This window comes from Streptomyces sp. HD (assembly GCF_028369295.1).
Lineage (GTDB): Bacteria > Actinomycetota > Actinomycetes > Streptomycetales > Streptomycetaceae > Streptomyces.
Genome location: NZ_JAQMYP010000037.1, coordinates 33,197 through 56,259 on the forward strand (window position 1 = coordinate 33,197; position 23,063 = coordinate 56,259).

General features: G+C 70.9%; 19 protein-coding genes. 13 read left to right on the plus strand and 6 right to left on the minus strand.

The annotated features are described in order from the left end of the window. The first annotated feature begins 55 nt into the window (after nt 1–55). The 7 genes from POF73_RS30685 to POF73_RS30715 all read left to right on the plus strand — a co-directional run bounded on the left by POF73_RS30685 (nt 56) and on the right by POF73_RS30715 (nt 10,773). The gene (locus tag POF73_RS30685; RefSeq protein WP_272121996.1) at nt 56–1,075 is read left to right on the plus strand and encodes a carbohydrate kinase family protein; all 1,020 of its coding nucleotides are present in this window, start codon (nt 56–58) and stop codon (nt 1,073–1,075) included. 64 nt (nt 1,076–1,139) lie between these two features. Further along, on the plus strand, nt 1,140–2,426 hold the full coding sequence (locus tag POF73_RS30690; RefSeq protein WP_272121999.1) for an ABC transporter substrate-binding protein: 1,287 nt from the start codon (nt 1,140–1,142) through the stop codon (nt 2,424–2,426). Next, a complete protein-coding gene (locus tag POF73_RS30695; protein ID WP_272122001.1) occupies nt 2,426–3,376 on the plus strand; it encodes a carbohydrate ABC transporter permease in 951 nt (316 codons plus the stop codon). The genes POF73_RS30690 and POF73_RS30695 overlap by 1 nt, the downstream gene beginning before the upstream one ends. Before the next feature lie 12 nt (nt 3,377–3,388). Continuing rightward, nucleotides 3,389–4,228 carry a carbohydrate ABC transporter permease gene (locus POF73_RS30700; RefSeq protein ID WP_272122003.1) on the plus strand — a complete coding sequence of 280 codons (840 nt, stop codon included), beginning with the start codon at nt 3,389–3,391 and terminating at the stop codon, nt 4,226–4,228. Then, the gene (locus tag POF73_RS30705) at nt 4,225–7,185 is read left to right on the plus strand and encodes a glycoside hydrolase family 2 TIM barrel-domain containing protein (RefSeq protein WP_272122005.1); all 2,961 of its coding nucleotides are present in this window, start codon (nt 4,225–4,227) and stop codon (nt 7,183–7,185) included. Before POF73_RS30700 ends, POF73_RS30705 begins: the two co-directional genes overlap by 4 nt. 45 nt (nt 7,186–7,230) lie before the next feature. Continuing rightward, nucleotides 7,231–9,069, plus strand: a complete 1,839-nt coding sequence (locus POF73_RS30710) for a LamG-like jellyroll fold domain-containing protein (protein WP_272122007.1) — start codon at nt 7,231–7,233, stop codon at nt 9,067–9,069. Nucleotides 9,070–9,087: 18 nt separating this feature from the next. Beyond that, a complete protein-coding gene (locus POF73_RS30715) occupies nt 9,088–10,773 on the plus strand; it encodes a PHP domain-containing protein (RefSeq protein ID WP_272122009.1) in 1,686 nt (561 codons plus the stop codon). A 249-nt stretch (nt 10,774–11,022) separates the two neighbouring features. Here POF73_RS30715 and POF73_RS30720 read toward each other — a convergent pair whose 3' ends face one another. Genes POF73_RS30720 through POF73_RS30735 form a run of 4 tightly spaced genes read right to left on the minus strand, consistent with a single transcriptional unit; the run spans nt 11,023 to nt 14,801 of the window. Next, nucleotides 11,023–11,478 (minus strand): MaoC family dehydratase, encoded by a 456-nt coding sequence (locus POF73_RS30720; protein WP_272122011.1) that lies wholly within the window; start codon nt 11,476–11,478, stop codon nt 11,023–11,025. A gap of 8 nt (nt 11,479–11,486) precedes the next feature. Further along, nucleotides 11,487–12,986: an acyl-CoA synthetase gene (locus tag POF73_RS30725; protein WP_272122014.1), complete on the minus strand. Its 1,500-nt coding sequence runs from the start codon at nt 12,984–12,986 to the stop codon at nt 11,487–11,489. A gap of 10 nt (nt 12,987–12,996) precedes the next feature. Beyond that, a complete protein-coding gene (locus POF73_RS30730) occupies nt 12,997–13,872 on the minus strand; it encodes an amidohydrolase family protein (protein WP_272122111.1) in 876 nt (291 codons plus the stop codon). Between the two features lie 11 nt (nt 13,873–13,883). Beyond that, nucleotides 13,884–14,801 carry an SDR family NAD(P)-dependent oxidoreductase gene (locus tag POF73_RS30735; RefSeq protein ID WP_272122016.1) on the minus strand — a complete coding sequence of 306 codons (918 nt, stop codon included), beginning with the start codon at nt 14,799–14,801 and terminating at the stop codon, nt 13,884–13,886. A gap of 123 nt (nt 14,802–14,924) precedes the next feature. Between POF73_RS30735 and POF73_RS30740 the strand changes: the two genes are divergently transcribed. The 5 genes from POF73_RS30740 (at nt 14,925) to POF73_RS30760 (ending at nt 20,574) form a co-directional block, all read left to right on the plus strand. Next, entirely contained in the window at nt 14,925–15,461 is a 537-nt protein-coding gene (locus POF73_RS30740) for a MarR family winged helix-turn-helix transcriptional regulator (protein WP_272122018.1), read from the plus strand. A 7-nt stretch (nt 15,462–15,468) separates the two neighbouring features. Continuing rightward, entirely contained in the window at nt 15,469–16,224 is a 756-nt protein-coding gene (locus POF73_RS30745) for an IclR family transcriptional regulator (protein ID WP_272122020.1), read from the plus strand. A 99-nt stretch (nt 16,225–16,323) separates the two neighbouring features. Further along, nucleotides 16,324–17,517: a sensor histidine kinase gene (locus POF73_RS30750; protein WP_272122022.1), complete on the plus strand. Its 1,194-nt coding sequence runs from the start codon at nt 16,324–16,326 to the stop codon at nt 17,515–17,517. Continuing rightward, nucleotides 17,514–18,182, plus strand: coding sequence for a response regulator (locus POF73_RS30755; RefSeq protein WP_272122024.1), 669 nt, complete (start codon nt 17,514–17,516; stop codon nt 18,180–18,182). Before POF73_RS30750 ends, POF73_RS30755 begins: the two co-directional genes overlap by 4 nt. Before the next feature lie 286 nt (nt 18,183–18,468). After that, a complete protein-coding gene (locus POF73_RS30760; protein WP_272122025.1) occupies nt 18,469–20,574 on the plus strand; it encodes an MMPL family transporter in 2,106 nt (701 codons plus the stop codon). A gap of 43 nt (nt 20,575–20,617) precedes the next feature. On the opposite strand, the gene POF73_RS30765 is transcribed toward POF73_RS30760, so the two are convergent. Beyond that, on the minus strand, nt 20,618–20,899 hold the full coding sequence (locus tag POF73_RS30765; RefSeq protein WP_272122027.1) for a DUF1905 domain-containing protein: 282 nt from the start codon (nt 20,897–20,899) through the stop codon (nt 20,618–20,620). A 183-nt stretch (nt 20,900–21,082) separates the two neighbouring features. Between POF73_RS30765 and POF73_RS30770 the strand changes: the two genes are divergently transcribed. Continuing rightward, on the plus strand, nt 21,083–22,477 hold the full coding sequence (locus tag POF73_RS30770; RefSeq protein ID WP_272122029.1) for a glycoside hydrolase family 16 protein: 1,395 nt from the start codon (nt 21,083–21,085) through the stop codon (nt 22,475–22,477). A gap of 135 nt (nt 22,478–22,612) precedes the next feature. Here POF73_RS30770 and POF73_RS30775 read toward each other — a convergent pair whose 3' ends face one another. Next, nucleotides 22,613–23,062 carry a spore germination protein GerW family protein gene (locus tag POF73_RS30775; RefSeq protein ID WP_272122031.1) on the minus strand — a complete coding sequence of 150 codons (450 nt, stop codon included), beginning with the start codon at nt 23,060–23,062 and terminating at the stop codon, nt 22,613–22,615. Nucleotide 23,063: the final 1 nt, after the last annotated feature.

The following is a 23,063-nucleotide window of genomic DNA, read 5'->3' on the forward strand; positions in this document are numbered from 1 at the left end:
GCGGCGCACGATTCCGGTCATCGAAAATGACGAGTTTTGACGAGAGGGTGCACGCGTGGACGACGACAGGCCCGATGTGCTCCTGACCGGGCTGCTCTTCTACGACCTCGTCCTCACGGGGCTCGGGAAACCGCCGACACCGGGTGAGGAGATCTGGACCGGCGGGATGGGCTGCGGTCCGGGCGGCATCGCGAACCTCGCGGTGGCCGCCGCCCGCTTCGGCCTGAGGACCTCGCTGGCCACGGTGTTCGGCGACGACCTGTACGGCGAGTACTGCCGGGACGTCCTGTGCGACCAGGAGGACATCGACCTCTCGCTCTCCCGCACCGCGGACGGCTGGCCCACCCCCGTCACCGTCTCCCTGGCCCACGGCCACGACCGGGCCCTCGTCACCCACGGCCAGGAGCCCCCGTACTCGCAGGACGTGCTGATGGGCGACCCGCCCGAGGCGCGCACCGCCCTCGTACACATCGAGGCCGAGCCCCGCGAGTGGCTCGCCAAGGCCGCCGCGAACGGCACCCACATCTACGCCGACGTCGGCTGGGACCCCACCCAGCAGTGGTCCACCGACCTGCTCGACCAGCTCCGCCTGTGCCATGCCTTCCTCCCCAACGAGACCGAGGCCATGGCCTACACCCGCACCGACAGCGCGGTCGCGGCCCTCGGCACGCTCAGCGAGCTCGTGCCGGTGGCCGTGGTGACACGCGGCGGTGACGGCGCGGTCGCCGTCGACCAGACGACCGGCGAGTACGCGCAGGTGCCCGCCCTGGACGTCGACGTCCTCGACGCGACGGGCGCCGGGGACGTGTTCGGGGCCAGCTTCGTCGCGGCCTCGCTCGGCGGCTGGCCGCTGGAGGAGCGGCTGAGGTTCGCCGTGCTGGCGGCCGGTCTGTCCGTCGGACGGCACGGCGGTGCCCTCGCGGCCCCCGGCTGGTACGGCGTCGACCGCTGGTGGCGCTCCCTGACCGACCCCGAGCTGCGCCGGACGTACGGCTTCCTCGCGGACCGGCTGCCCGCGGATCCCGGTCCCCCGGTCGCGTACGCCCCGGTCACCCCGCCCGCACGGCAGCCCTGACTCCCCCCCCCCACTTGCCCCTCTCATGCGAAGTCCCGAACAGATCCGAAAGGCGGTGGGAGCTGTGCGGCTCTCACGAAGAGGCCTGCTGCGCGCGGGCCTGGCCGGTACGGCCGCCACGGCGCTCGGCGGCCTGGCGTCCGGCTGCGCCGTACCGACCGGCTCGACCGGCCGGAACATGGTCCTGTGGTACTGGAGCGGCGGCCTGAGCGACACGGTCGTCAAGAACGCCAAGGCGCGTTACGGCAGCTCCGTGGAGCTCGACGCCATCCAGATCGGCGGCCAGTACCGCTCGAAGCTCATCACCACCATCACCGGCCGGGCCCACATCCCCGACATCGCGGGGCTCAAGGGCGAGGACATGGCCGCCTATCTGCCGAACGCGGACCAGTTCATCGATCTGCGGACGCTGGGAGCCGAGAAGTACAGGAGCCGGTACCTGTCCTGGAAGTGGGACCAGGGCATCGCCGACGACGGCACGATGGTCGGCTTCCCGATCGACTGCGGGCCGGTCGCGCACTACTACCAGTTCGAGATCTTCCGCAAGGCAGGGCTTCCCTACGAACCGGCCGACGTGTCCAAGGAGTTGAACACCTGGGAGAAGTTCTTCGACGCGGGTGAGCAGCTCAGGAAGCGGATCCCGGGGACCATGCTCCTCACCGACGTGAACTCCGTCTTCGAGAACGTCGTACAGCAGGGTTCCAAGCGGTACGTCGACAAGGACCGCCACTTCATCGGCGACCAGGAACACGTGCGCCAGGCCTGGGCACTCGCCGTGGAGGCCAAGCGGCGCGGGATCGTCTCGGATCTGGTCAGCGGTACCCCGGACCAGCTGTCGGCCAAGCAGGACGGCAAGCTGCCCAGCGAACTGGGCGCGTCCTGGGCGGCCTTCGACATCAAGAACGGCGTGCCGAAGGCCAAGGGCCGGTACCGGGTCGCCGACATGCCCGTGCGGCCCGCCAACAACGGCGGCTCGTTCCTGTCGATCACCAAGGCGTGCCGGGAACCCGAGCAGGCCTTCGAGATCATCACCTGGATCCTCAACGCGGCCAACCAGGCGCAGGGTTATGTCGACGCGGGCCTCTTCCCCTCCACGCCCGCCTCGTACGGCCTGAAGCAGATGCAGGAACCGGACGACTTCTTCGGCGGCCAGGTCACGACCGACGTCTTCGGGCCCGCCGCGCAGAAGATCGCGGTCGCCTACAACAGCCCGTACGACGTCGCGCTCGGGCAGCCCCTCAAGGACGAGATCAAGAACGTCGGCGTCCTCGGCAAGGACCCAGAGAAGGCCTGGAGTGACGCCATGAGCAAGTGCCGTCGCATCGCGAAGCACCTGGGGGTGAGCTACTGATGGCCGTCCTGGAGCAGACCCCGCCCGCGGTGGCACAGCCCTCGCCCACGCAGCCCAAGAAGGGCTGGCGCAAGTACTGGCACCTCTACGCCGCCATCTCCCCCTTCTACCTGATCTTCCTCGGATTCGGCCTGTTCCCGGTCGGCTTCTCGCTCTATCTGTCCCTCCACCGCTGGGACGGCCTCGGCTCGATGGAGTGGGCCGGGCTCTCGCAGTACCAGTACCTGCTGAGCGACAGCGACTTCTGGAACTCGATCGGCAACACGATCATCATCTGGGCGCTGGCCACCTTCCCCATGATCTTCCTGGCGATGGTGACGGCCGTGATGCTCAACTCGGCGGTCCGGTTCAAGGGCCTGTACCGGGTCGCGTACTTCCTGCCGAACGTCACCTCGGTCGTCGCGATCGCCATCGTCTTCGGCTCGATCTTCTCGACCAACTCCGGCCTGGTGAACGCCGTCCTCAACGCGGTGGGGCTCGACCAGGTGGCCTGGCTGAACACTCCGTGGGGCATCAAGGTCACCATCGCGGCGCTGATGACCTGGCAGTGGACCGGCTACAACGCCATCATCTTCCTCGCCGGACTCCAGACCATCCCGAGCGACCTGTACGAGGCGGCGCGGATGGACGGGGCCGGCCCGATCCAGACCTTCTCGCGGATCACGCTCCCGCTGCTGCGCCCCACCCTGCTGTTCGTGCTCGTCGTCTCCACGGTCACCGGCCTGCAGAGCTTCTCCGAACCGCAGGTCCTGCTCCAGACCTCGTCCAACGACTCGACGTTCGCGGGCGGTCCGGGCCACTCGGGTCAGACGATGGTCCTCTACTTCTTCCAGCAGACCTTCGACAACAACGACTTCGGGTACGGAGCCGCGGTGGCCTGGGGCATCTTCCTGGTCGTCGTGCTCTTCTCGATCATCAACTGGCGCCTCGTGCAGCGCCGGGGCGAGTAGGAAGGGCCCATCATGTCTTCCATCAAGGGGTCCCGCCGCAGAGGGATCGCGCTGCACCTCCCGCTGATCATCGGCACGCTGTTCTCGGCCTTCCCGTTCTACTGGGCCGTGATCATGTCGACGCACAGCTCGTCGGAGATCTTCTCCTACCCGCCGAAGCTGCTGCCGGGCACGCACTTCCTGGAGAACCTCCGAGGCCTCTTCGACGCCGTCGACTTCTTCGGGTCGATGTGGAACTCGCTGCTGGTCGCCGTGTCGGTGACCTTCCTGGTCCTGCTCTTCGACTCCCTCGCCGCCTTCGTCTTCGCCAAGTTCGAGTTCCCGGGCAAGAACGTGCTGTTCGGGCTGCTCATGGTCATCTTCATGGTGCCGGCGCAGCTGTCGGTCATCCCGCAGTTCGTCCTCATGGCGAAGATCGGCTGGATCGGCTCGATGACCGCGCTGATCGTGCCGGCCGCGGCCAACGCCTTCGGCATCTTCTGGATGCGCCAGTACATGAAGACGGCCATCCACGACGAACTGCTGGACGCCTCCAAGCTCGACGGTGCGAACTTCCTGCGCCAGTACTGGCACGTGGCGCTTCCGGTGGTCCGCCCCGGCCTCGCCTTCCTCGGCATCTTCACCTTCATGGGCCAGTGGAACGACTTCGCCTGGCCCCTGATCGCCCTCACCAACCCGGACAACGTGACCCTCCAGGTCGCGCTGTCCCAGCTCAACGGCACCCACGGCACCACCGACTACGGCATCGTGATGACCGGCGCCCTGCTCGCCCTCATCCCGCTGCTGATCGTCTTCGCGATCGGCGCCCGCCAGATCATCGGCGACCTCGCGAAGGGGGCCGTCCGCGGATGACGAGCGACCCTTTGCTCGCCCTGCGCCCCTGGGAGGCACCCGAGGTGACCTCCTGGGGACGACTCCCCATGAACGCCGTCGACCGGCGCCCCGGAGCACTCCCCCTGGACGGCGACTGGCGCTTCCAGCTGCTGTCCGCTCCGGACGCGCCGGTCGGCGGTCCCTGGTCGACGACGCACGTCCCCGGCGTCTGGACCCTGCAGGGCACGGACGACCTGCCGCAGTACACCAACGTCCGCATGCCCTTCCCCGACTTCCCGCCGCGCTCCCCTTCGGCGAATCCGACAGGCGTGTACGAGCGTGAGGTGGACGTCCCCGCCGACTGGGCCGGACGCCGGATCGTGCTCCAGGTCGGGGCCGCCGAGAGCGTGCTGCTGGTGCACGTGGACGGACGGCCCGTCGGCATCTCCAAGGACTCCCACCTCGCCGCCGAGTTCGACCTGACGGGACTGCTGCGCCCCGGCGGGCGGGCCACCGTACGGCTGACCGTGGTGAAGTGGTCGGACGCCTCGCACATCGAGGACCAGGACCAGTGGTGGCACGGCGGCGTCACGCGGTCGGTGCTGCTGTACGCGACGGACCCGCTGCATCTCGCGGACGTGACCGTGCGGGCCCGGTACAGCGGTGAGCTGCGCGTCGACTGCCGGGTGCGGGACGCGGGCGGTGCGCTGCCGGAGGGCTGGTACCTCACCGGTGACCTGGACGGAAAGCCGCTCGCGCAGGACGCGGAGTTCGACCGCGCGAACGTCGACGACGAGCGCGTCTCCGACTTCCTCGGCGAGGCCCGGCTGCTGACCAGCGTCCCCGAAGTCCGCACCTGGAACGCGGAGACGCCCGAGCTGTACGACCTCGCGGTCCGCCTGCACCGCGCCGACGGCACGGTCGCCGACACCTCCCGCCACCGGATCGGCTTCCGCGACGTCGAGATCGTCGGCCGGGACCTGCTGGTCAACGGCGAGCGCGTGTTCATCCGGGGCGTCAACCGGCACGACTTCCATCCACTGACCGGGCGGACGGTGTCGTACGACGACATGCGCGCCGATCTGGTGCTGCTGAAGCGGTTCGGCTTCAACGCGATCCGCACCGCCCATTACCCGGGCGACCCGACGCTGTACGACCTCGCCGACGAACTCGGCTTCTACGTCGTCGACGAGGCGGACATCGAGTCCCACGACCACGCGCATGAGATCGCCGACGACCCGCGCTATCTGAACGCCTTCGTGGACCGTGTCTCGCGGATGGTGCTGCGCGACAAGAACCACCCGTCGGTCATCGTCTGGTCGCTGGGCAACGAGTCCGACTACGGCGCCAACCACGACGCGGCGGCCGGCTGGCTGCGCCGGCACGACCCGACCCGGCCGATCCAGTACGAGGGCGCCGCCAAGCTCGGCTGGGCGGACCCGGATCTGGCCTCCGACATCGCCTGCCCGATGTACGCGCCGCTGGAGGACTGCGTCGCCCACGCGCTCTCCGGCGAGCAGACCAAACCGCTCATCCAGTGCGAGTACTCGCATGCCATGGGCAACAGCAACGGCACGCTGGCCGACCACTGGGCTGCCATCGAGGCCACCCCAGGTCTTCAGGGCGGGTTCATCTGGGAGTTCTGGGACCACGGAATTCTTCAACGCGTGAGCGACGGAAGACCGGCCGGGCGTGGGGGCGCCGGGCTCCATGACAACGGTGTCACCGCGCCCGGGTACCGATGGGCGTACGGCGGCGACTTCGGCGAGCCCCTGCATGACGGCGCCTTCATCGCGGACGGCGTGGTGTTTCCCGACCGCACGCCCAAGCCGGCGATGTACGAGCACCGGGAGATCGCGGCGCCGGTGCGCATCGAGTGCTACCGGCACGAGGGCATCGTGCTCGGCAACCACCAGCACTTCCGCGGCCTGGACTGGCTGGCCGGCGAGTGGCGGCTGGAACTCGCCGACGGCACGACGCTGACCGCACCGGCCGAACTGCCCGGCCTGTGCCCGGGCGAGACGGCCGCCGTACCGCTGCCCTTCGAGGTGCCGCGCGACGGCGGCGAGGCCTGGCTGACGCTGCGGGTGACGGTGGCCGAGGACCAGCCGTGGGCGCCGCGCGGCACCGAGGTGTGCGTACCGCAGGTGCGGCTGCGCGGGCCGGCGCCGGTCCAGGACACTCCGGTGGAGCGGCGGGTCCGGACCGACGACGAGGGTCTCCTCGTCCACCCGCTGCTGACGGCCGCGCCCACGCTCTCACTGTGGCGGGCGCCCACCGACAACGACGAGTTGGGCGGCATGGCCGGGCGCTGGCGGAGCTGGGGGCTCGACGCACTGGTGCGCAAGGTCGTGGCGGTGCGTGAGGACGCCGAGCGAAGCGAGATGGGGGTCCCCCCGGCCGAAGGCTGGGGGAGTGTGCGGGTGGAGGCCGAGTACGCGGGCACGACCGGTGTCGTACGGCACCGGCAGGTGCTCACGCCCGTCGAGGGCGGCGTCCGGGTCGAGGAGGAGGCCGAGCTGCCGGAGGCGTTCGACGACGTGGCGCGGGTCGGCACGGTCTTCGAGACGGTCGCCGGACTCGACCTGCTGGAGTGGTTCGGGCAGGGCCCCTGGGAGTCGTACCCCGATCGCGGTGCGGGCGCGCCGGTCGGCCATCACCGCGTCCCCGTCGAGGAGTTGTTCACCCCCTATCTGCGTCCGCAGGAGAGCGGCGGCCGGCACGGCGTGCGGCGGTTCACGCTGTCGGCGCCGGACGCCACCGGGCTCTCCGTCACGTTGGACGAACCGCGCCAGGTCTCCGTGACCCGCTACCGCGCCGAGGACCTGACCGCCGCCGCGCACCACGACGAACTGGTGCCGCGGCCCGGCTGTGTGGTGCACATCGACGCCGCGCACCGGGGACTCGGCACGGCGTCGTGCGGCCCCGACACCTTCCCCTCCTATCGCGTCGCACCGGGCATCCACCGCTGGAGCTGGACCCTGCGCGTTCTCTGACTCCCCCCACGTCTCCTCTCCCCTGTCACCCTTCACGGAGCACACGTGTGCACTTCGCATGACCATGCCCAGGGCGAGGCCGCGCAGGCCGGCGCCGGACGACGCGGTTTCCTCCGGGCCACCGCGCTGCTCGGCGCCGCCGCGACGGCCTCGGTCGCCGTCCCGTCGATGGCCGAGGCCGCGCCCGCCGAGGCCGTGTCCACCGACTGGCGGCCCGACTCGAACAGCCGTCGCTTCACGCTCGCCGTGATGCCCGACACCCAGTACCTCTTCGACGGGCCGAGCATCAACGCCGCCCCGGTCCAGGCGTCCCTGCGCTATCTGCTGGAACACGGCCGGGACGAGAACATCGTGTTCCTGTCCCACCTCGGGGACCTCACCGAGAACGGCGCGAAGAACGAGTTCGCCGCGGTCGGCGAGGCGTTCGAGCTGCTCGACCGGCGCGGCGTCGGCTACAGCGTCCTGGCCGGCAACCACGACGTGAAGTCGTCCACGGACGACCAGCGTGGCCCGACGCCGTACCTGGACACGTTCGGACCCCGCCGCTTCCGGGGCAAGTCCACCTTCGGGGGCGCCTCTTCGGACGGCTACAACACCTACCACCTGTTCCGGGCGGCCGGCCGCGAGTGGATGGTGCTCGCGCTGGACTGGCGGCTGTCGGCGCAGGGCTACTCCTGGGCGAAGGACGTCCTGGCCCGGCATCCGAAGACGCCCGTCATCCTCACCACGCACGAACTGGTCGTCGAGGACGACACGCTGTCGTCCTACGGTCAGCAGCTGTGGGACCAGCTGGTCAAGGACCACGACCAGATCTTCCTCACCCTCAACGGCCACTACTGGCCGGCGGGCCGGGCGGTCCGCAAGAACGCGGCGGGCAACGAGGTCCACCTCCACCTGACGAACTACCAGAACCGCTACTTCGGCGGCGCGGCGATGATCCGCCTCTACCACTTCGACCTCGACCGCGGCGTCATCGACGTCGAGACGGTCTCCCCGTGGATCCTGGGCCGGGCCACCAAGGGCCTCAACGAGCTGGAGCGGCAGGAGATCGAGCTCAGCGGCGACGCCGACCGGTTCTCGGTCGACATCGACTTCGCGGACCGCTTCTCCGGCTTCGACCCGGTGCCGGCCCGCCCGGCGCGCCCCGCCTCGCAGATGCTGATCCGGGGCACGGCCGCCTACTGGCGCTTCGACTCCGCCGTCTCCGGCACCGTCCGCGACCTGTCCGGCCGGGGCAACGACCTCACCGTCGTCTCGGTGGGCGGTGGCAAGCTCGGCTGGTCGGACGACCACCACCCCGACCAGCCGGGACACGGCAGCCTGGAGTTCACCGGCTTCAAGTCGCCGCTGAAGGGGGCGTATCTGCGCACGGTCGACGGTGCCCCGCTCAACTCGGCCACCTTCAGGAACGGTTACACCATCGAGGCGTTCTACCGGCTCCCCGCCGACTGGGACGCCTCCCACCACGCCTGGGCCGGACTGGTGGGCCGTACGGGCACGGGCGGCGCCGCCGGCAAGACCGACGGCGACCCCGACGAGCCGCTCGCCACGCTGTCCCTGTCCGACGGGCCCGGCCCGCAGTGGGCGGTGCGGCCGCTCAACCAGCAGGGCATCGCCACCAACTGGGGCGACGAGACCGCGCGGGAGACCTGGTGGCACGTCGCCGTCGTCAACGACGGCCGGCACACCACGATGTACGTCCAGGGCTGCCCCGTCGCCCGCAACCCGCACGCCACCGCGATCGGCCTCACCTCGGTCGGCCTGCCGTGGCTGCTCGGCGGCTATGAGTACGGCGGCAGGATCGACCAGATCCTGCACGGCCGCCTCGGCGACGTCCGCATCGTCGAACGGGCGCTGCCCGTCACGTCCTTCATGACTCACTGACCCCTGCCGAGGATGACCATGACCGAGCAGCAGCTGCCCACCTGGGCCGATCCCTCCGTCTCCCCCGCCGACCTCGACCCGCAGGGCGTCTCCAGACGCGGACTCCTGCGCCGCGCGGGCCTGTTCGGCGCCGCCTTCGCGCTGGGCGGCGCGGCCGTGCCCGCGGCGGCGTCGTCCGCCTCGGCCGCGTCCGACCGGCGGCCGGGCGGCGACGACCCCCGCCTCGCCTACCTCGTCGGCGACCACCACATCCACAGCGTGTACAGCCACGATGCCAAGTACACGTTCTCCCAGCTGGCCGCCGCGGGCGCCAAGTACGGCCTGGACTGGATGGTGTTCACCGAGCACTCCAACTTCGGGCACGCCAAGTACGGCGCCCGACTGGAGCACGAGGAGATCCTCAGTGCGCGGGCCGAGAACCCGCGCCAGCTGATCTTCCAGGGCCTGGAGTGGTACATCCCGGCCGCCGAGCACTGCACGGTCTTCACGGCGCCCGGCCCGAACGAGGTCGATGTGCTCACGAGGTTCGAGAGCGCCTACGACGGCAAGCTGCTCGGCTACACCGAGGGCGCCGCCGGGGCCGCGGACACCGCCCGCAACGAGGCGCACGCCGTCAAGGCCATCCAGTGGCTGGCCGAACAGCGCCGCACCGGCCAGGTCGACGACGTGCTCGTGCTCGCCAACCACCCGCTGCGCCTGGGCATCGACTCCCCGCACGAGATGCGGGCCTGGCGGGACGCGGCCCCCGAGATCATGATCGGCATGGAGGGCGCGCCCGGCGCCCAGGGCGCGGCGATCCCCGGCTGGCGCGGCGCGACGTCGATGCGCGGCGAGTACGAGAACAAGCCGTCGGCGCAGTCCTGGCCGGGCTACCCGGCGGAGGCGTTCCTGACCTACGGCGGCTTCGACTGGGCGACCGCGACGGTCGGCGGTCTGTGGGACTCGATGCTGGCCGAGGGCAGGCTGTTCTCGATCACCACCAACTCCGACGCCCACCGCATCGTCTTCGACACCTGGAAGAACGGCGACTGGCCGGCCGGGCAGAACTTCGACAACACCGGCAGGCTCCCCGACCCGGTCGACACCACGTCCCCGCAGCCGGGCAGCGACTTCTGGCCGGGCCAGTTCAGCCGGACGCACGTCGGTGTGACCCGGTACGGGTACCGGGCGGTGATGGCGGGCCTGCGCGCGGGCCGGGTCTGGCTCGACCACGGGCATCTGCTGGACGGCCTCGACGTGCGCCTCAAGCGGGACTGCGACTTCGGCCGGGGCGTCACTTTGGGCGGCAGGCTGCGGGTGCGCAAGGGCGAGAAGCTCACGCTGTACGTGACGGTCACGACCGCGTCCCGTCCCAACGCCCAGGGAATCGTCCCGGAGTTGGCGCACGTGGACGTCATCCGGGGCGCGGTGCGCGGTCCGGTGGCGGACCGGGACGTCTGGAGGGCGCCCGACACGAAGGTCGTGCAGACGAGGGACGTGAGCGGCCGCAAGGGGACGTACACCCTGCGCATCCCGCTGACCGCCGGAAGCGAGCCGTTCTACGTGCGGCTGCGCGGCAGCGACGGCAAGCGGCACGGTGCGGGCTACCTCGGCGCGTCGGTGGACCCGCACGGCCCGATCCCGCACGAGCCCGGGAACGGTGACCCGTGGGCGGACACGTGGTTCTACTCGAACCCCGTGTTCGTCGACGTGACAGGCGCCTGACGAAGCGTCATCTCCTCATCCTGGCCTGGACAGGGCCTGGCCAGGGCCTGGCGAGCCGCGCGGACGGCACCCTGCTGTACCGCGGGCTCGCCACCGTCTCGCCCGACGGGCAGTGGCTGGCGTCGGGCGAGTGGGGGGGGGGAGCAGCGAAGACTCCTGGTCTTCCCCGCTCCCCCCTGCCGCAACGCAGCGTGTGCACGGGCACCTTCGAGACGGCCGTCGACTCCTACGAACAGAGCTGAGGGCAGGTCAGGCGTAGAACCGCGACAGGCTCTGCAGGACGGCGGCGGGCTTTCCGGCGCCGTCGATCTCTATCGTGCCGTCGACGGTGATCTGGACCCCGCCCGGTACGTCCTCGACCTCCGCCAGCCTTCCGACCAGCCGGATGCGGGAGCCGACCTTGACCGGCGAGGGGAAACGCACCTTGTTCAGGCCGTAGTTGACCTTGGTGGTGACGCCCTGGACGTCGAGCAGCTCGGTGAACAGGGGGATGAAGAGGGAGAGGGTGAGGTAGCCGTGGGCGATGGGAGCGCCGAAGGGGCCCTCGCCGGCCTTCTCGGGGTCCACGTGGATCCACTGGTGGTCGCCCGTGGCGTCGGCGAAGGTGTTGATCCGCTCCTGGGTGACCTCGATCCACTCACTGGCGCCGAGGTCGCCGCCGGCGAGCTTCTTCAGTTCGTCGAGGCCGTTCACGGTGATGCTCATGCGGTTCCTTACTTGCTGCCGTACCGGGTACGGACACGGGACTTGAGGAGTTTCCCGGAGGCCGTGCGCGGGAGTTCGTCCGCGAGGACCACCGACTTGGGGATCTTGTACTTGGCGAGGCGGCCGGAGAGGGACGCGAGGATCTCGTCCGGGTCGGGGGTGGTTCCCTCGCGGGGGACGACGACGGCGCGCGGCACCTCGCCCCACTTGTCGTCGGGCACCCCGATCACCGCGCACTCGGCGATGTCCGGGTGGGCGAGGAGCAGGTCCTCGATCTCGGCGGGGTAGATGTTCTCGCCGCCGGAGATGATCATGTCCTTGATGCGGTCGACGATGTAGATGTAGCCGTCCTCGTCGACACGGGCCGCGTCCCCGCTGCGGAACCAGCCGTCCACGAAGGAGGCGGCCGTCTCCTCGGGCAGCCCCCAGTAGCCGCGCATCACGCTGGGCCCGCGCACCAGCACCTCACCGTTCTCCCCCGGCACGACCTGGCCGAGGTCGGGTCCGACGACCCGTACGTCGCTGAAGAAGTGCGGGACGCCGGCCGAGCCCGCCTTGCTGACCGAGTGCTCCCCGTCGAGGAAGAGCACCCCGAGCGCCTCGGTCATGCCGTAGCCCTGCAGGAAGGTCAGACCGCGGGTCTGGTAGGCCTCGATGAGCGGCGTCGGCACCGGGGCGCCGCCGCAGCTGAGCATGCGCAGACTGGACAGGTCCGCGGCCGCCCAGTGCGGATGGCGGGCGACCTGTTCGAACATCGCCGGCACCCCGAACATGTAGGTGATCCGGTGCCGTTCGATCAGCTCCAGGGTCCCGCCGGGGTCGAAGGCCTCGACGAGGACACAGGTGCCGCCCTTGAGCAGTACGGGCAGGGTGAGCACGGTGAGGCCCGCGATGTGGAACAGCGGGGCCGAGACCAGGGCCCGCTCGTCGGCGTGGAGGTCCTTGTCGATCAGGAAGTTGACGGCGTTCCAGGTGGCGTTGGCATGCGTCAGCATCGCGCCCTTGGGGCGGCCCGTCGTCCCGGAGGTGTACAGGATGAGGCAGGTGTCGTCGGCCGCGACGGGCTCGTCGATCGGCTCGTCCACGGCGCCCGCGACCGCGTCGTCGTACTCGGCGCCGACCTCCAGATACGTACGGACGTCGGTGTGGCCCGGCAGCCCGGCGACGAGTCCCGCGTGCGAGGGGCCGTAGACGAGGGCCTTGGCGCCGGAGTCGGCGAGCTGGTAGGCGATCTCGGGCCCGGCGAGGCGGGTGTTGAGCGGGACGAAGACCGCGCCGAGCGTGCCGGCCGCGAACAGGGTCTCCAGGAAGGAGGGGTGGTTCGGGCCGAGGTAGGCGATGCGGTCGCCGCGCCGGACGCCGCGCTCGCGCAGGGCGTGTGCGAGGCGGGTGGTGCGGTCGTACAGCGTGGCGTAGTCGACGGACGTCCCGCCGTGGATCAGGGCCGTGCGATGCGGGGTCTTGCGGGCCCGGCGTGCGGGCCACGACCCCAGTCCCTCGTTGCGCATGTCACGCCCCTTACGGTTTCGTCAGCCCGAGCAGCCGGGCGGCGTTCTCCTTGAGGATCTTCGGCCTGACCTCGTCCTTGATCGACAGCTTCGCGAAGTCGGCGAGCCAGCGGTCGGGGGTGAGGACGGGGAAGTCGGAGCCGAAGAGGACCTTGTCCTTGAGCAGGGTGTTCGCGTACTGCACCAGCTGGGGCGGGAAGTACTTCGGCGACCAACCGGAGAGGTCGATGTGCACGCCGGGCTTGTGCGTGGCGACGGCGAGGGCCTCGTCCTGCCAGGGGAAGGACGGGTGCGCCAGGATGATCTTCAGATGCGGGAAGTCGGCCGCCACGTCGTCCACGTGCAGGGGGTTGGAGTACTTCAGGCGGATCCCGCCGCCTCCCGGCACTCCCGCCCCGATACCCGTCTGACCGGTGTGGAACAGGGCGATGGTGCCGGTCTCCTCGATCACCTCGTAGAGGTCGTACGCCACCGAGCGGTCGTTGGGGAAGAAGCCCTGGATGCTGGGGTGGAACTTGAAGCCCTTCACCCCGTACTCCTCGACCAGGCGCCGGGCCTGCTTCACTCCCGCCCGGCCGCGGAAGGGGTCGATGGACGCGAAGGGGATGAGGACGTCCGCGTTGGCGGCGGCCGCCTCGGCGACCTCCTCGTTGGGGACCGGGGGTGTACCGGTCGCGGACTCGGCGTCGACCGTGAAGATCACGGCGGCCATCTTCCGTTCGCGGTAGTGCGCAGCGGTCTCCTCCAAAGTCGGCTTCCGCTTGCCCTCGACCTTGAAGTAGGCGGAGGAGGCGTCGTGCAGATCGTCGTCCAGGGAGGAGTGGCCCTTGGAGGAGACCTCCGCGTGGGTGTGGACGTCGATCGCGACGAGTTCGTCGAGGTTCAGCGAGGGGGCCATCACGCCTCCGGGAACTTGGGCGCCGGAACGCCTACCGACTGGAGTTCGGCGCCGACCGAGGTGGGCCAGACGTCCGCCAGCGCCTCGGGGCTCCAGCCGCCGTCCGCGAACGCCGCCGCGATCTCCTGCGGATGCGACCAGAGTGCCACCTTGTCGCCGCCGATGCCGATGGCCTGACCGGTGATGCCCCGGGCCGCCTCGGAGGCGAGGAACGGCACGAGGGCCGCGCAGTCCTCGGGGGTGCCGAAGCCCTCTCCCTTGCGCAGGAAGTCGGGCAGCGGCTCGCCGTTCTTCATGGCCTCGATGTGCGGGGCGAAGGCGGGGATGGTCTCGGTCATGGCGGTCGCGGCGACCGGCACGATCGCGTTGACGGTGATGTTCGCGCGGCCGAGCTCCATCGACCAGGTGCGGGCGAAGGCGGCGATGCCTGCCTTGGCGGCGGAGTAGTTCGTCTGCCCGAAGTTGCCGCGCTGCCCGGCCGGCGAGCCGACCAGGATCAGGGTGCCGCCCTCGCCCTGCTCGCGCATCCGGACGGCGGCGGCGCGGGCGCAGGTGAAGGTGCCCTTGAGGTGGGTGGCGATCACCGCGTCGAAGTCGTCGTCGGTCATCTTCCACAGCACCTTGTCGCGCAGGATGCCGGCGTTGGTGACCAGGACGTCGAGCCGCCCGAACTCCTCGACCGCGCGGTTCACCAGCCGGTCCGCGGCCTCGGTGGTGCCGACCGGGACGACCTCGGCGACGGCCGTGCCGCCCGCCTCGGCGATGGACTTCACGGCCGCCTCGGCCACGGCCTCGTCGACGTCGTTGACGACCACGGAGGCGCCGTGGGCGGCCAGGGCGTGCGCGTAGGCGAGGCCGAGGCCCCGGCCGCTGCCGGTGACGACGGCGGCCTTGCCGGTGAGATCGATGCTGGGCACGGGCGGGTCCCTTCACATGGGGGGGCGGATCACATGGGGGGTCGGACTGGGTGCGACTTCGAGATCGAAGTTAAGAGCAATAATTGTCGACGTCAATAGTTGTTGGAGACCCGAAGGTGCGTCATGCTGGAATCACCGGAGCGCACCACCCCGCAGAGAACCGAGACCAGGGAGTCCGCCATCACCGGCCAGCACACGAAGAACCCGAACCCGATCGACGCGGACGAGCCGTGGATGCGGGGCCTGCACGCGGACACCGGCTATCTGCTGTACCGCCTCGGCCTGCGCTCGGGTCAGTTGTTCAACACCTTCCTGCAGGAGTCGGGGCTGCGGCTGCGCCACTACGCGGTGCTGCGCTTCCTCGCCGGCTCCGAGGGCGCCCTGCAGCGCGAGCTCAGCGCCCGGCTCGGCTATGACCCGAGCGCGATCGTCGGCCTGGTCGACGACCTGGAGAAGCAGGGTTTCGCCGAGCGCCGCCCCTCCCCCGACGACCGCCGCAGCCGGATCGTCGTCCTGACCGAGGACGGCAGTGCCTTTCTGCGCGACACCGACGAGGCGGGCCTGCGCGTGACGAACGACCTGCTGGGCCCGCTCGACGCGGCCGAGCGGCAGACGCTGCACACGCTGCTGCTGCGGATCGCGGAGGACGGGCTCGGCTGAGGACGCCATGACCACCCGCTCCGCGCCCGAACGGCTGCTGTCCGTGCTCGGGGCCTTCGACCTCGCCCATCCGTCGCTCAGCCTGACGGACATCGGCCGGCGCGCCGGGCTGAGCCTGAGCACCGCGCACCGTCTGGTGGCCGCCCTGACGGAGTGGGGCGCCCTGGAACGGGACGACTCCGGCCTCTACCACGTCGGGCTACGGCTGTGGGAGCTCGCGGCGCTGGCCCCGCGCGGGCTCGCCCTGCGGCAGGTCGCGCTGCCGTATCTGGAGGACCTGTACGAAGCGACGCACGAAAACGTGCAGTTGGCGGTACAGGACGGGCCCGAGGTCGTCTACATCGAGTGGCTGTCGGGACGCTCGGCGGTCGGCGTGCACATCCGCGTCGGCGCGCGCTGGCCCCTGCACGCCACCGGGGTCGGGCTCGCGCTGCTCGCACACAGCGCCCCCGACGCCCAGGAGGAGTACTGCGCCAGACCGCTCGCCTCCTTCACGCCGTACACAGTCACCGACCCGGCCCGGCTGCGCCGCATGCTGGCCGAGGTGCGCCGCACCGGGGTCGCGGTGAGCAGCCGCCAGGTCACCGACGACGCACTGTCGGTCGCCGCCCCGGTGCGCGGGCCGGGCGGGGCGGTCGTCGCCGCCGTATCCGTGGTCGTGCCGCAGGCCGATGCGCAGGTGCCGGTGCTGGTGCCGGCGGTGAGGCTGGCGGCGCGGGGGATTTCGCGGGGGCTGGGGTGGCAGCCGGAGACGCGGACCTAGGGGATCGTTGCTGCGGGCCGCGGATATCCCTCTCGTCGGTGAGGACGGGCGTGAGGTGGCTCGCGATACTGAAAGGGCCCTTGCCCCGAGGAGCCGCCCGTGTCCGCTCGTTCCTGGATCTCCCCCGTAGCCGAGCGCCTGCGCACGACCAACCCGTACGTCGTCGACTCGGCGCTCGCCGCGCTGGTGCTGTTCGCCGTCTCGCTCCAGTGGATCTTCCCCGACGAGGGCGACGACCGCCTGACCTGGCAGGGCTGGCTGATCGGCGCCGCGACGGCACTGCCGCTGCTGTGGCGGCGCAAGGCCCCCTTCGTGACCGCGTGCGCGGTGTCGGTGGCCACCCCGGCCCAGGCGGTCTACCACGCGCCGCCACCCGACGTGATGTACGGCGGCATGGTCGCCCTGTACACGATCGCCACCCTCGGCAAGCCCTGGCAGCGGCGCGCGATGCTGGCCGGCTGGCTGGCCGGGGTCTCCCTCACGATGATGCACAAGGAGGACCCGCAGCCCTTCGAGTACGCCTTCCAGCTGCTCAGCGTGGTCTGCGCGTACGGCTTCGGCGTGCTCGCCCGGGTGCAGCGGGCCTACACCGCCGAACTGGAGGACCGGGCCCGGCGCCTGGAACGGGAGCGGGCCGCCGACACCGCGCGGGCCATCGCGCAGGAGCGCTCCCGGATCGCCCGGGACATGCACGACATCCTCGCGCACGCGGTGAGCCTGATGGTGGTGCAGGCCGAGGCCGGTCCGGTGGTGGTGCGCAGCGACCCGGCGCGCGCGGAGGCCTCCTTCGACGCGATCGCGGCGGCCGGGCGGGACGCGATGGCGCAGCTGCGCCGGATCCTCGGCGTGCTCAAGGAGCCGCAGGCGGGCGACGGTTCCCGGCGGTTGCCGCAGCCGGGCGTGGCCGAGCTGCCCGGCCTGGTCCGCCAGGTCGGCGAGTCCACCGGTCTGCACGTGGAGCTGCACACTTCCGGCACACCCCGCCCGCTGCCCCCGGACACCGAGGTCGCCGTCTTCCGTGTGGTCCAGGAGTCCCTCACCAACACCGTCAAGCACGCGCACGCCACCTCCGCTACCGTCGAACTCGACTGGACGGAAGGCGAGTTGACAGTGACGGTGACCGATGACGGACGGGGGCCGGTGACCGGCCAGGGCGGGCACGGGCTGATCGGCATCCGGGAGCGGGCCGCCGCGTGCGGGGGCAGCGCGCAGGCAGGGCGCGGACCGGAGGGCGGCTTCCGGGTGGTCGTACGGCTGCCCGCGGCCGTCGACCGGGAGGCGGCCCTGGGATGAGCATCCGGGTGGTCGTCGCCGACGACCAGGAACTGGTGCGGGCCGGGTTCAGCATGATCCTGGAGGCGCAGCCGGACATCGAGGTGGTCGCCGAGGCCGGGGACGGGGCCGAGGCGGTCGCGGCGGTGCAGCGGCACACGCCCGACGTGCTGCTCCTCGACATCCGGATGCCGGTCATGGACGGCCTGGACGCGGCACGGCGGGTGTGCGGGCAGTCGAGCTGCAAGGTGGTCATGCTGACCACGTTCGACCTGGACGAGTACGTGTACGAGGCGCTGTGCGCCGGAGCCAGCGGTTTCCTGCTGAAGGACGTGCGGCGCGACGACCTGGTGCACGCCGTACGGGTCGTCGCGGCCGGGGACTCCCTGCTCGCGCCGACGGTGACTCGGCGACTGGTCGCGGACCTCGTGCGGCGCCGCCGTCAGGAGGCCGCGGCCGAGGTCACCCCGCAGCGGCTGGACGTGCTGACGGCACGCGAGGTGGAGACGCTGCGGCTGCTGGCGCGCGGGCTGTCCAACGCGGAGATCGCCACGACCCTGTTCGTCAGCGAGCACACGGTGAAGACCCATGTCAGCAACGTGCTGAGCAAGCTCGCTCTGAGGGACCGGGTGCAGGCGGTGATCTGCGCCTACGAGAGCGGGCTCGTGACTCCCGGATCCCCCTAAGGCCCTGTCGTCAAATCCCGTCTGCCCGGCGACGCCTGGCACGCACTCCCCCAGAGGGGGGACCCCAGCCGCGTTGCCGAACCTCGCACGGGGGGACCCCCATCGCCGCCGGGCCCGCCCCCCGGGCGGACGACGGGAATTTGACGACAGGGCCCAGCGAGGGAGATCGAGCCACCTCTCCCCCGAGCGACGGAGGCCGCAAACCGCTCCCACCGGCGATCCGGTGACCACCCCCGCGGCATGAGTCTGGGGGCGATGGCAATCCACCGTCCTGCCGGGAGGGACCGTGCTCTCCACGCTCGCCCGGGCGGCGACCCGCCGCCCGCTCACCGTCATCGCCCTCTGGGTGCTCTTCCTGCTGCTCGGCTTCGGTCTCGGGACGGGCGTCTTCAGCCGCCTCTCGGACAACGTGGCCGACATCCCGGGCACCGAGTCCGAGGCCGCCGCGCAGTACCTCGACCGCACCGACCCGACCGGCGAGTCGATCACCGGCGTGGTCGAGGGCGCCGCCGTCTCCGACCCCGCCCTGCGGGCCCAGGTCGAGCGGGCCGTCGCCGACGTGCGGGCCGTCGCCGGAGTGGCCGCCGTGCCCGACCCGTACGCCACCCGTGGCCTGACCGCCGAGGACGGGCGGGCCCTGATCATCCCGGTCACCCTCGAAGGCGGCCTGGACGACGAGGCCGAGGAGACGGCCGTGGACGCGGCGGCCGACCGGATCCGGCAGATCGACGCGCCCGAAGTACACGTCAGCGGCGGCCCGTTGCTCGGCACCCAGATCGCCGAGCGGGCACAGGAGGACGTACGGAACGCGGAGTTGATCTCACTGCCGGTCGTGCTCGCCCTGCTGCTGGTGGTGTTCGGCGGGCTGCGCGCGGCGACGCTGCCGCTGGTGATCGCGATCAGCGGCATCGCGGGGGCCTTCCTCGCACTGTTCCTGTTCAGCGGGGTCACCGACATCTCGGTGTACGCGATCCAGGTGACCACGATGCTGGGGCTCGGGCTCGCCGTGGACTACGCCCTGTTGATGGTGGTCCGCTTCCGCGAGGAGCGGCGGAACACCGAGGACGTGGCGGTGGCCGTGCAGCGCACGGTCGCGGCGGCCGGCCGTACCGTGCTCTTCTCCGGGCTGACGGTCGCGGTCAGTCTGACCGGACTGCTCGTGTTCCCGAGCGTGTTCCTGCGCAGCATGGGCCTGGCGGTGGCCGCCGTGGTGGTCGTCGACATGCTGGCCGCGCTGACGCTGCTGCCCGCGCTGCTGGCGAGGTTCGGAGGCAGGATCGCCCCGGCGAAGAATCGGCCGGAGGCCGAGGAGGGCCGCGTCTTCGCCCGCCTGGCCCGCTTCTCGGCCCGCCGCCGGGTCGCCGTGGTGGCCGCCGTCGTCCCCGTCCTGCTGGTCCTGGCGCTGCCCGTCACCGGCATGACGATCAACCTCGGCGACGCCGAGCAACTGCCGTCGAGCACCGAGGCACGGCAGTTGTACGACACCGTGGACGCCCACTTCCCGCCCGGGACCGGTGTCTCCCCCATCACCGTGGTCCTCGGGCCCGGCACGGACGCCGCGACCGCCGACCGGATCGGGGCCCTGTCCCCGACGGCCGAGTCCCGCGAACTGCCGGGCGGCACAACCGTCGTCAGCATCCGGCCGCCGGGCAGTGTGGACGGCAAGGAGGCCACCGACCTGGTCGAGCGGATACGGGATGTCCGCGCCGATGAGCCCGTCGAGGTCACCGGACCGGCCGCCCGTCTGGTCGACTTCCGGCAGATGCTCGCCGAGCGGGCGCCCTGGGCCGCGGTCACCGTCCTGGCCGGCATCTTCGCCCTGCTGTTCGCCTTCACCGGCTCGCTGCTGATCCCGCTGCGCACCATCCTCACCACCCTGCTCAGCCTGGGCGCCGCGCTAGGTGTGGTGGTGTGGGTCTTCCAGGACGGCCACCTGGCCGGACTGCTGGGCGGGGAGGGACTCGACGCGCTGAGCCTGACCGCGCCGCCGCTGATCGTGGCGATCGCCTTCGGACTGGCCATGGACTACGAACTGTTCATCCTGGCCCGGATGCGCGAGGCCCGGCAGCTCACCGGGGACGACCAGGAAGCCGTGGTCACCGGCCTGCGCCGCTCCGGCCGCGTCGTCACCTGCGCTGCGCTGCTTCTCGCGGTGGTCTTCGGCGCCTTCATGACGGGCGGCTTCGCACCGATCCTCCAGATCGGCCTGGGGCTCACACTGGCCGTGCTGATCGACGCGACGGTCGTACGGATGCTGCTGGTCCCGGCGACGATGGCCCTGCTCGGCCGCCGCGCCTGGTGGGCACCGAAACCGCTGCGCCGGGTGCACGACCGGTTCGGGTTGCGGGAGGAGACTCCGATACCCGCACCACCCGTGACGACGAAGGCCTGACGCCTCCCGGACACCGGCACCGGTACGTGACCGGTGCCGGTGCCTAGAGGCTCACGGTCATCTCCACGGCCACGTCGTCGCCCGACCCCAGCCGCCCCCGCACCGCCTTCTTCAGCGGCAGCAGATAGCCGCCGTCCTTGGGAAAGAGCGACGTCTCGAAGGCGACCTCACCGATCCTGACCTCGACCGGGATCACACCCCAGCCGTAGGTGGCCATCGCGGCCACCTCCCGGATGTCGGCGGACTCCTCGTCCGGCACCCGGACGAAGTAGTACGGCGCCGGGCCGCGCCATTCGATCACCGGGCCGGTGAAGACGAGTTCCATGCGATCGGGGCCCCTTCTCTCGCGCTCACGCCTTCATAGAGTGAACTTCCTCGTGACGCAAGGGATTTCTCTGCTTCACCTCTTGACGACCGGAACGACGGAGAGCACATTGGCGACACTTTGAGAGCGCTCTCAGACGCACGTGCACCCACTCCCGCTCCGTACACCGAGAGGCAGCACCCCATGAGTGACCCCTCCGGCATACACCGCAGACGCCGCTCCCCCCGGCGCGTGGTGCTCGCCGTACTCGGCACGCTCGGCCTGATGGCAGCGGCCGCCACCGCGGCCGTCCCCTCCGCGAACGCCGCCGCGCCGCCACCCCCGTCGGGCTGGACGCAGGTCTTCCTGGACGACTTCAACGGCGCCGCGAACACCGGCGTCAACACCTCCAACTGGCAGTACGACATCGGCACCTCGTATCCGGGCGGCCCCGCCAACTGGGGCACCGGCGAGGTCGAGACGATGACGAACAGCACCGGCAACGTCTCGCTCGACGGCAACGGCAACCTGCGCATCACCCCGCTGCGCGACTCCGCCGGCAGATGGACCTCGGGCCGTATCGAGACCGTGCGCACCGACTTCCAGCCCCCGGCGGGCGGCAAGCTGCGCATCGAGGGCCGCATCCAGATGCCGAACGTCACCGGCACCGCCGCCGAGGGCTATTGGCCGGCGTTCTGGACGCTGGGCGCGCCCTACCGCGGCAACTACCAGAACTGGCCGAGCGTCGGCGAGCTGGACATCATGGAGAACGTCCAGGGCATGAACCGGGTGTGGGCCACGATGCACTGCGGCACCAACCCGGGCGGCCCGTGCAACGAGACCACGGGCCTCGGCAGCTACACCGCCTGCCCCGGCTCGACGTGCCAGTCGGGCTTCCACACCTACACGATGGAGTGGGACCGCTCGGTGAGCCCCGAGACGATCCGCTTCTACGTCGACGGCACCCAGTTCCACTCGGTCAACGCGGGCCAGATGGACGCGGCGACCTGGTCCAACGCCACCAACCACGGCTTCTTCATCATCCTGAACGTGGCGATGGGCGGCGCCTTCCCGGACGCGCTTGGCGGCGGCCTGGACGGCGACACGCAGCCCGGTCACCCCATGGTCGTGGACTACGTCCAGGTGCTGTCCAGTGGGAGCGGTACCACGCCCCCGCCGACGGGCAACCGTGACGCCTACAGCGCCATCCAGGCCGAGTCGTTCGACAGCCAGGGCGGCGTGAGCACCGAGTCCACCGCGGACTCGGGCGGCGGACAGAACATCGGTGCCGTCGCAAACGGTGACTGGGCGCTGTACCGGGGTGTCGACTTCGGTTCCTCGGCGGCCACTCAGTTCGCCGCCCGGGTTGCGAGCGGTGCGGCCGGCGGCGTCAGCGGTCTGGTGGAGGTGCGCCTGGACAGCCGTAGCAACGCGCCCGTCGGCAGCTTCGCGGTGGCCAACACCGGGGGCTGGCAGTCGTGGCGGACGATCCCGGCGAACATCAGCGGGGTGACCGGCACGCATGACGTGTATCTGACCTTCAGCAGCGGTCAGCCTGCGGACTTCGTGAACGTGAACTGGTTCAACTTCGGCCGCTAGGCGCGTTGCTGGGGAGCCGTGATGGGCCGTCGCTCGTCTGCGGGTTCGTTGTGGCTGGTCGCGCCCACGCGGCGGAGCCGCACATTGATACAGCCCCGCGCCCCTCAAGGGGCGCGGGCCCCGGCGCCTGTGTGTTCAGCTGCGGCGTCGGAGTGTCCGGATCGCCTTTGGGAGGGCGGTGCCGAGGAGGAGGGCTGTCAGGGGGAGGACTATGTCGCCCCAGGTGTCCCGGATGGGGCGGTAGGTGGAGGTGCCGTTGCGGATCTCGATGTAGCCGAGGGGCTTGGCCTCGACGCCTCCCCCGCCGCCTCCGCCGTCGCCGGCCTTGCCGCCCCCGCCGCCGTCGGCCGCGCGTCCGGCTCCCCCGCCGAGGCCGAAGGCGACCTTGGCCACGGGTATGACGGTGACGCCGTCGGTGGTGACGGGTTCGCCGTAGACGGCGGTGACCGTGGCGCTGCTGCCGAGCCTTTCGGCGAGGCGCTCCAGGAGGGTGACGGAGGCGTGGGCCGCTGTGATGTCCGGGTCCGGCAGGTGCACCGGTGCGACCTCTTCTTTGTCTTCTTTCTGTTCTTTGTGGGTGGTCATG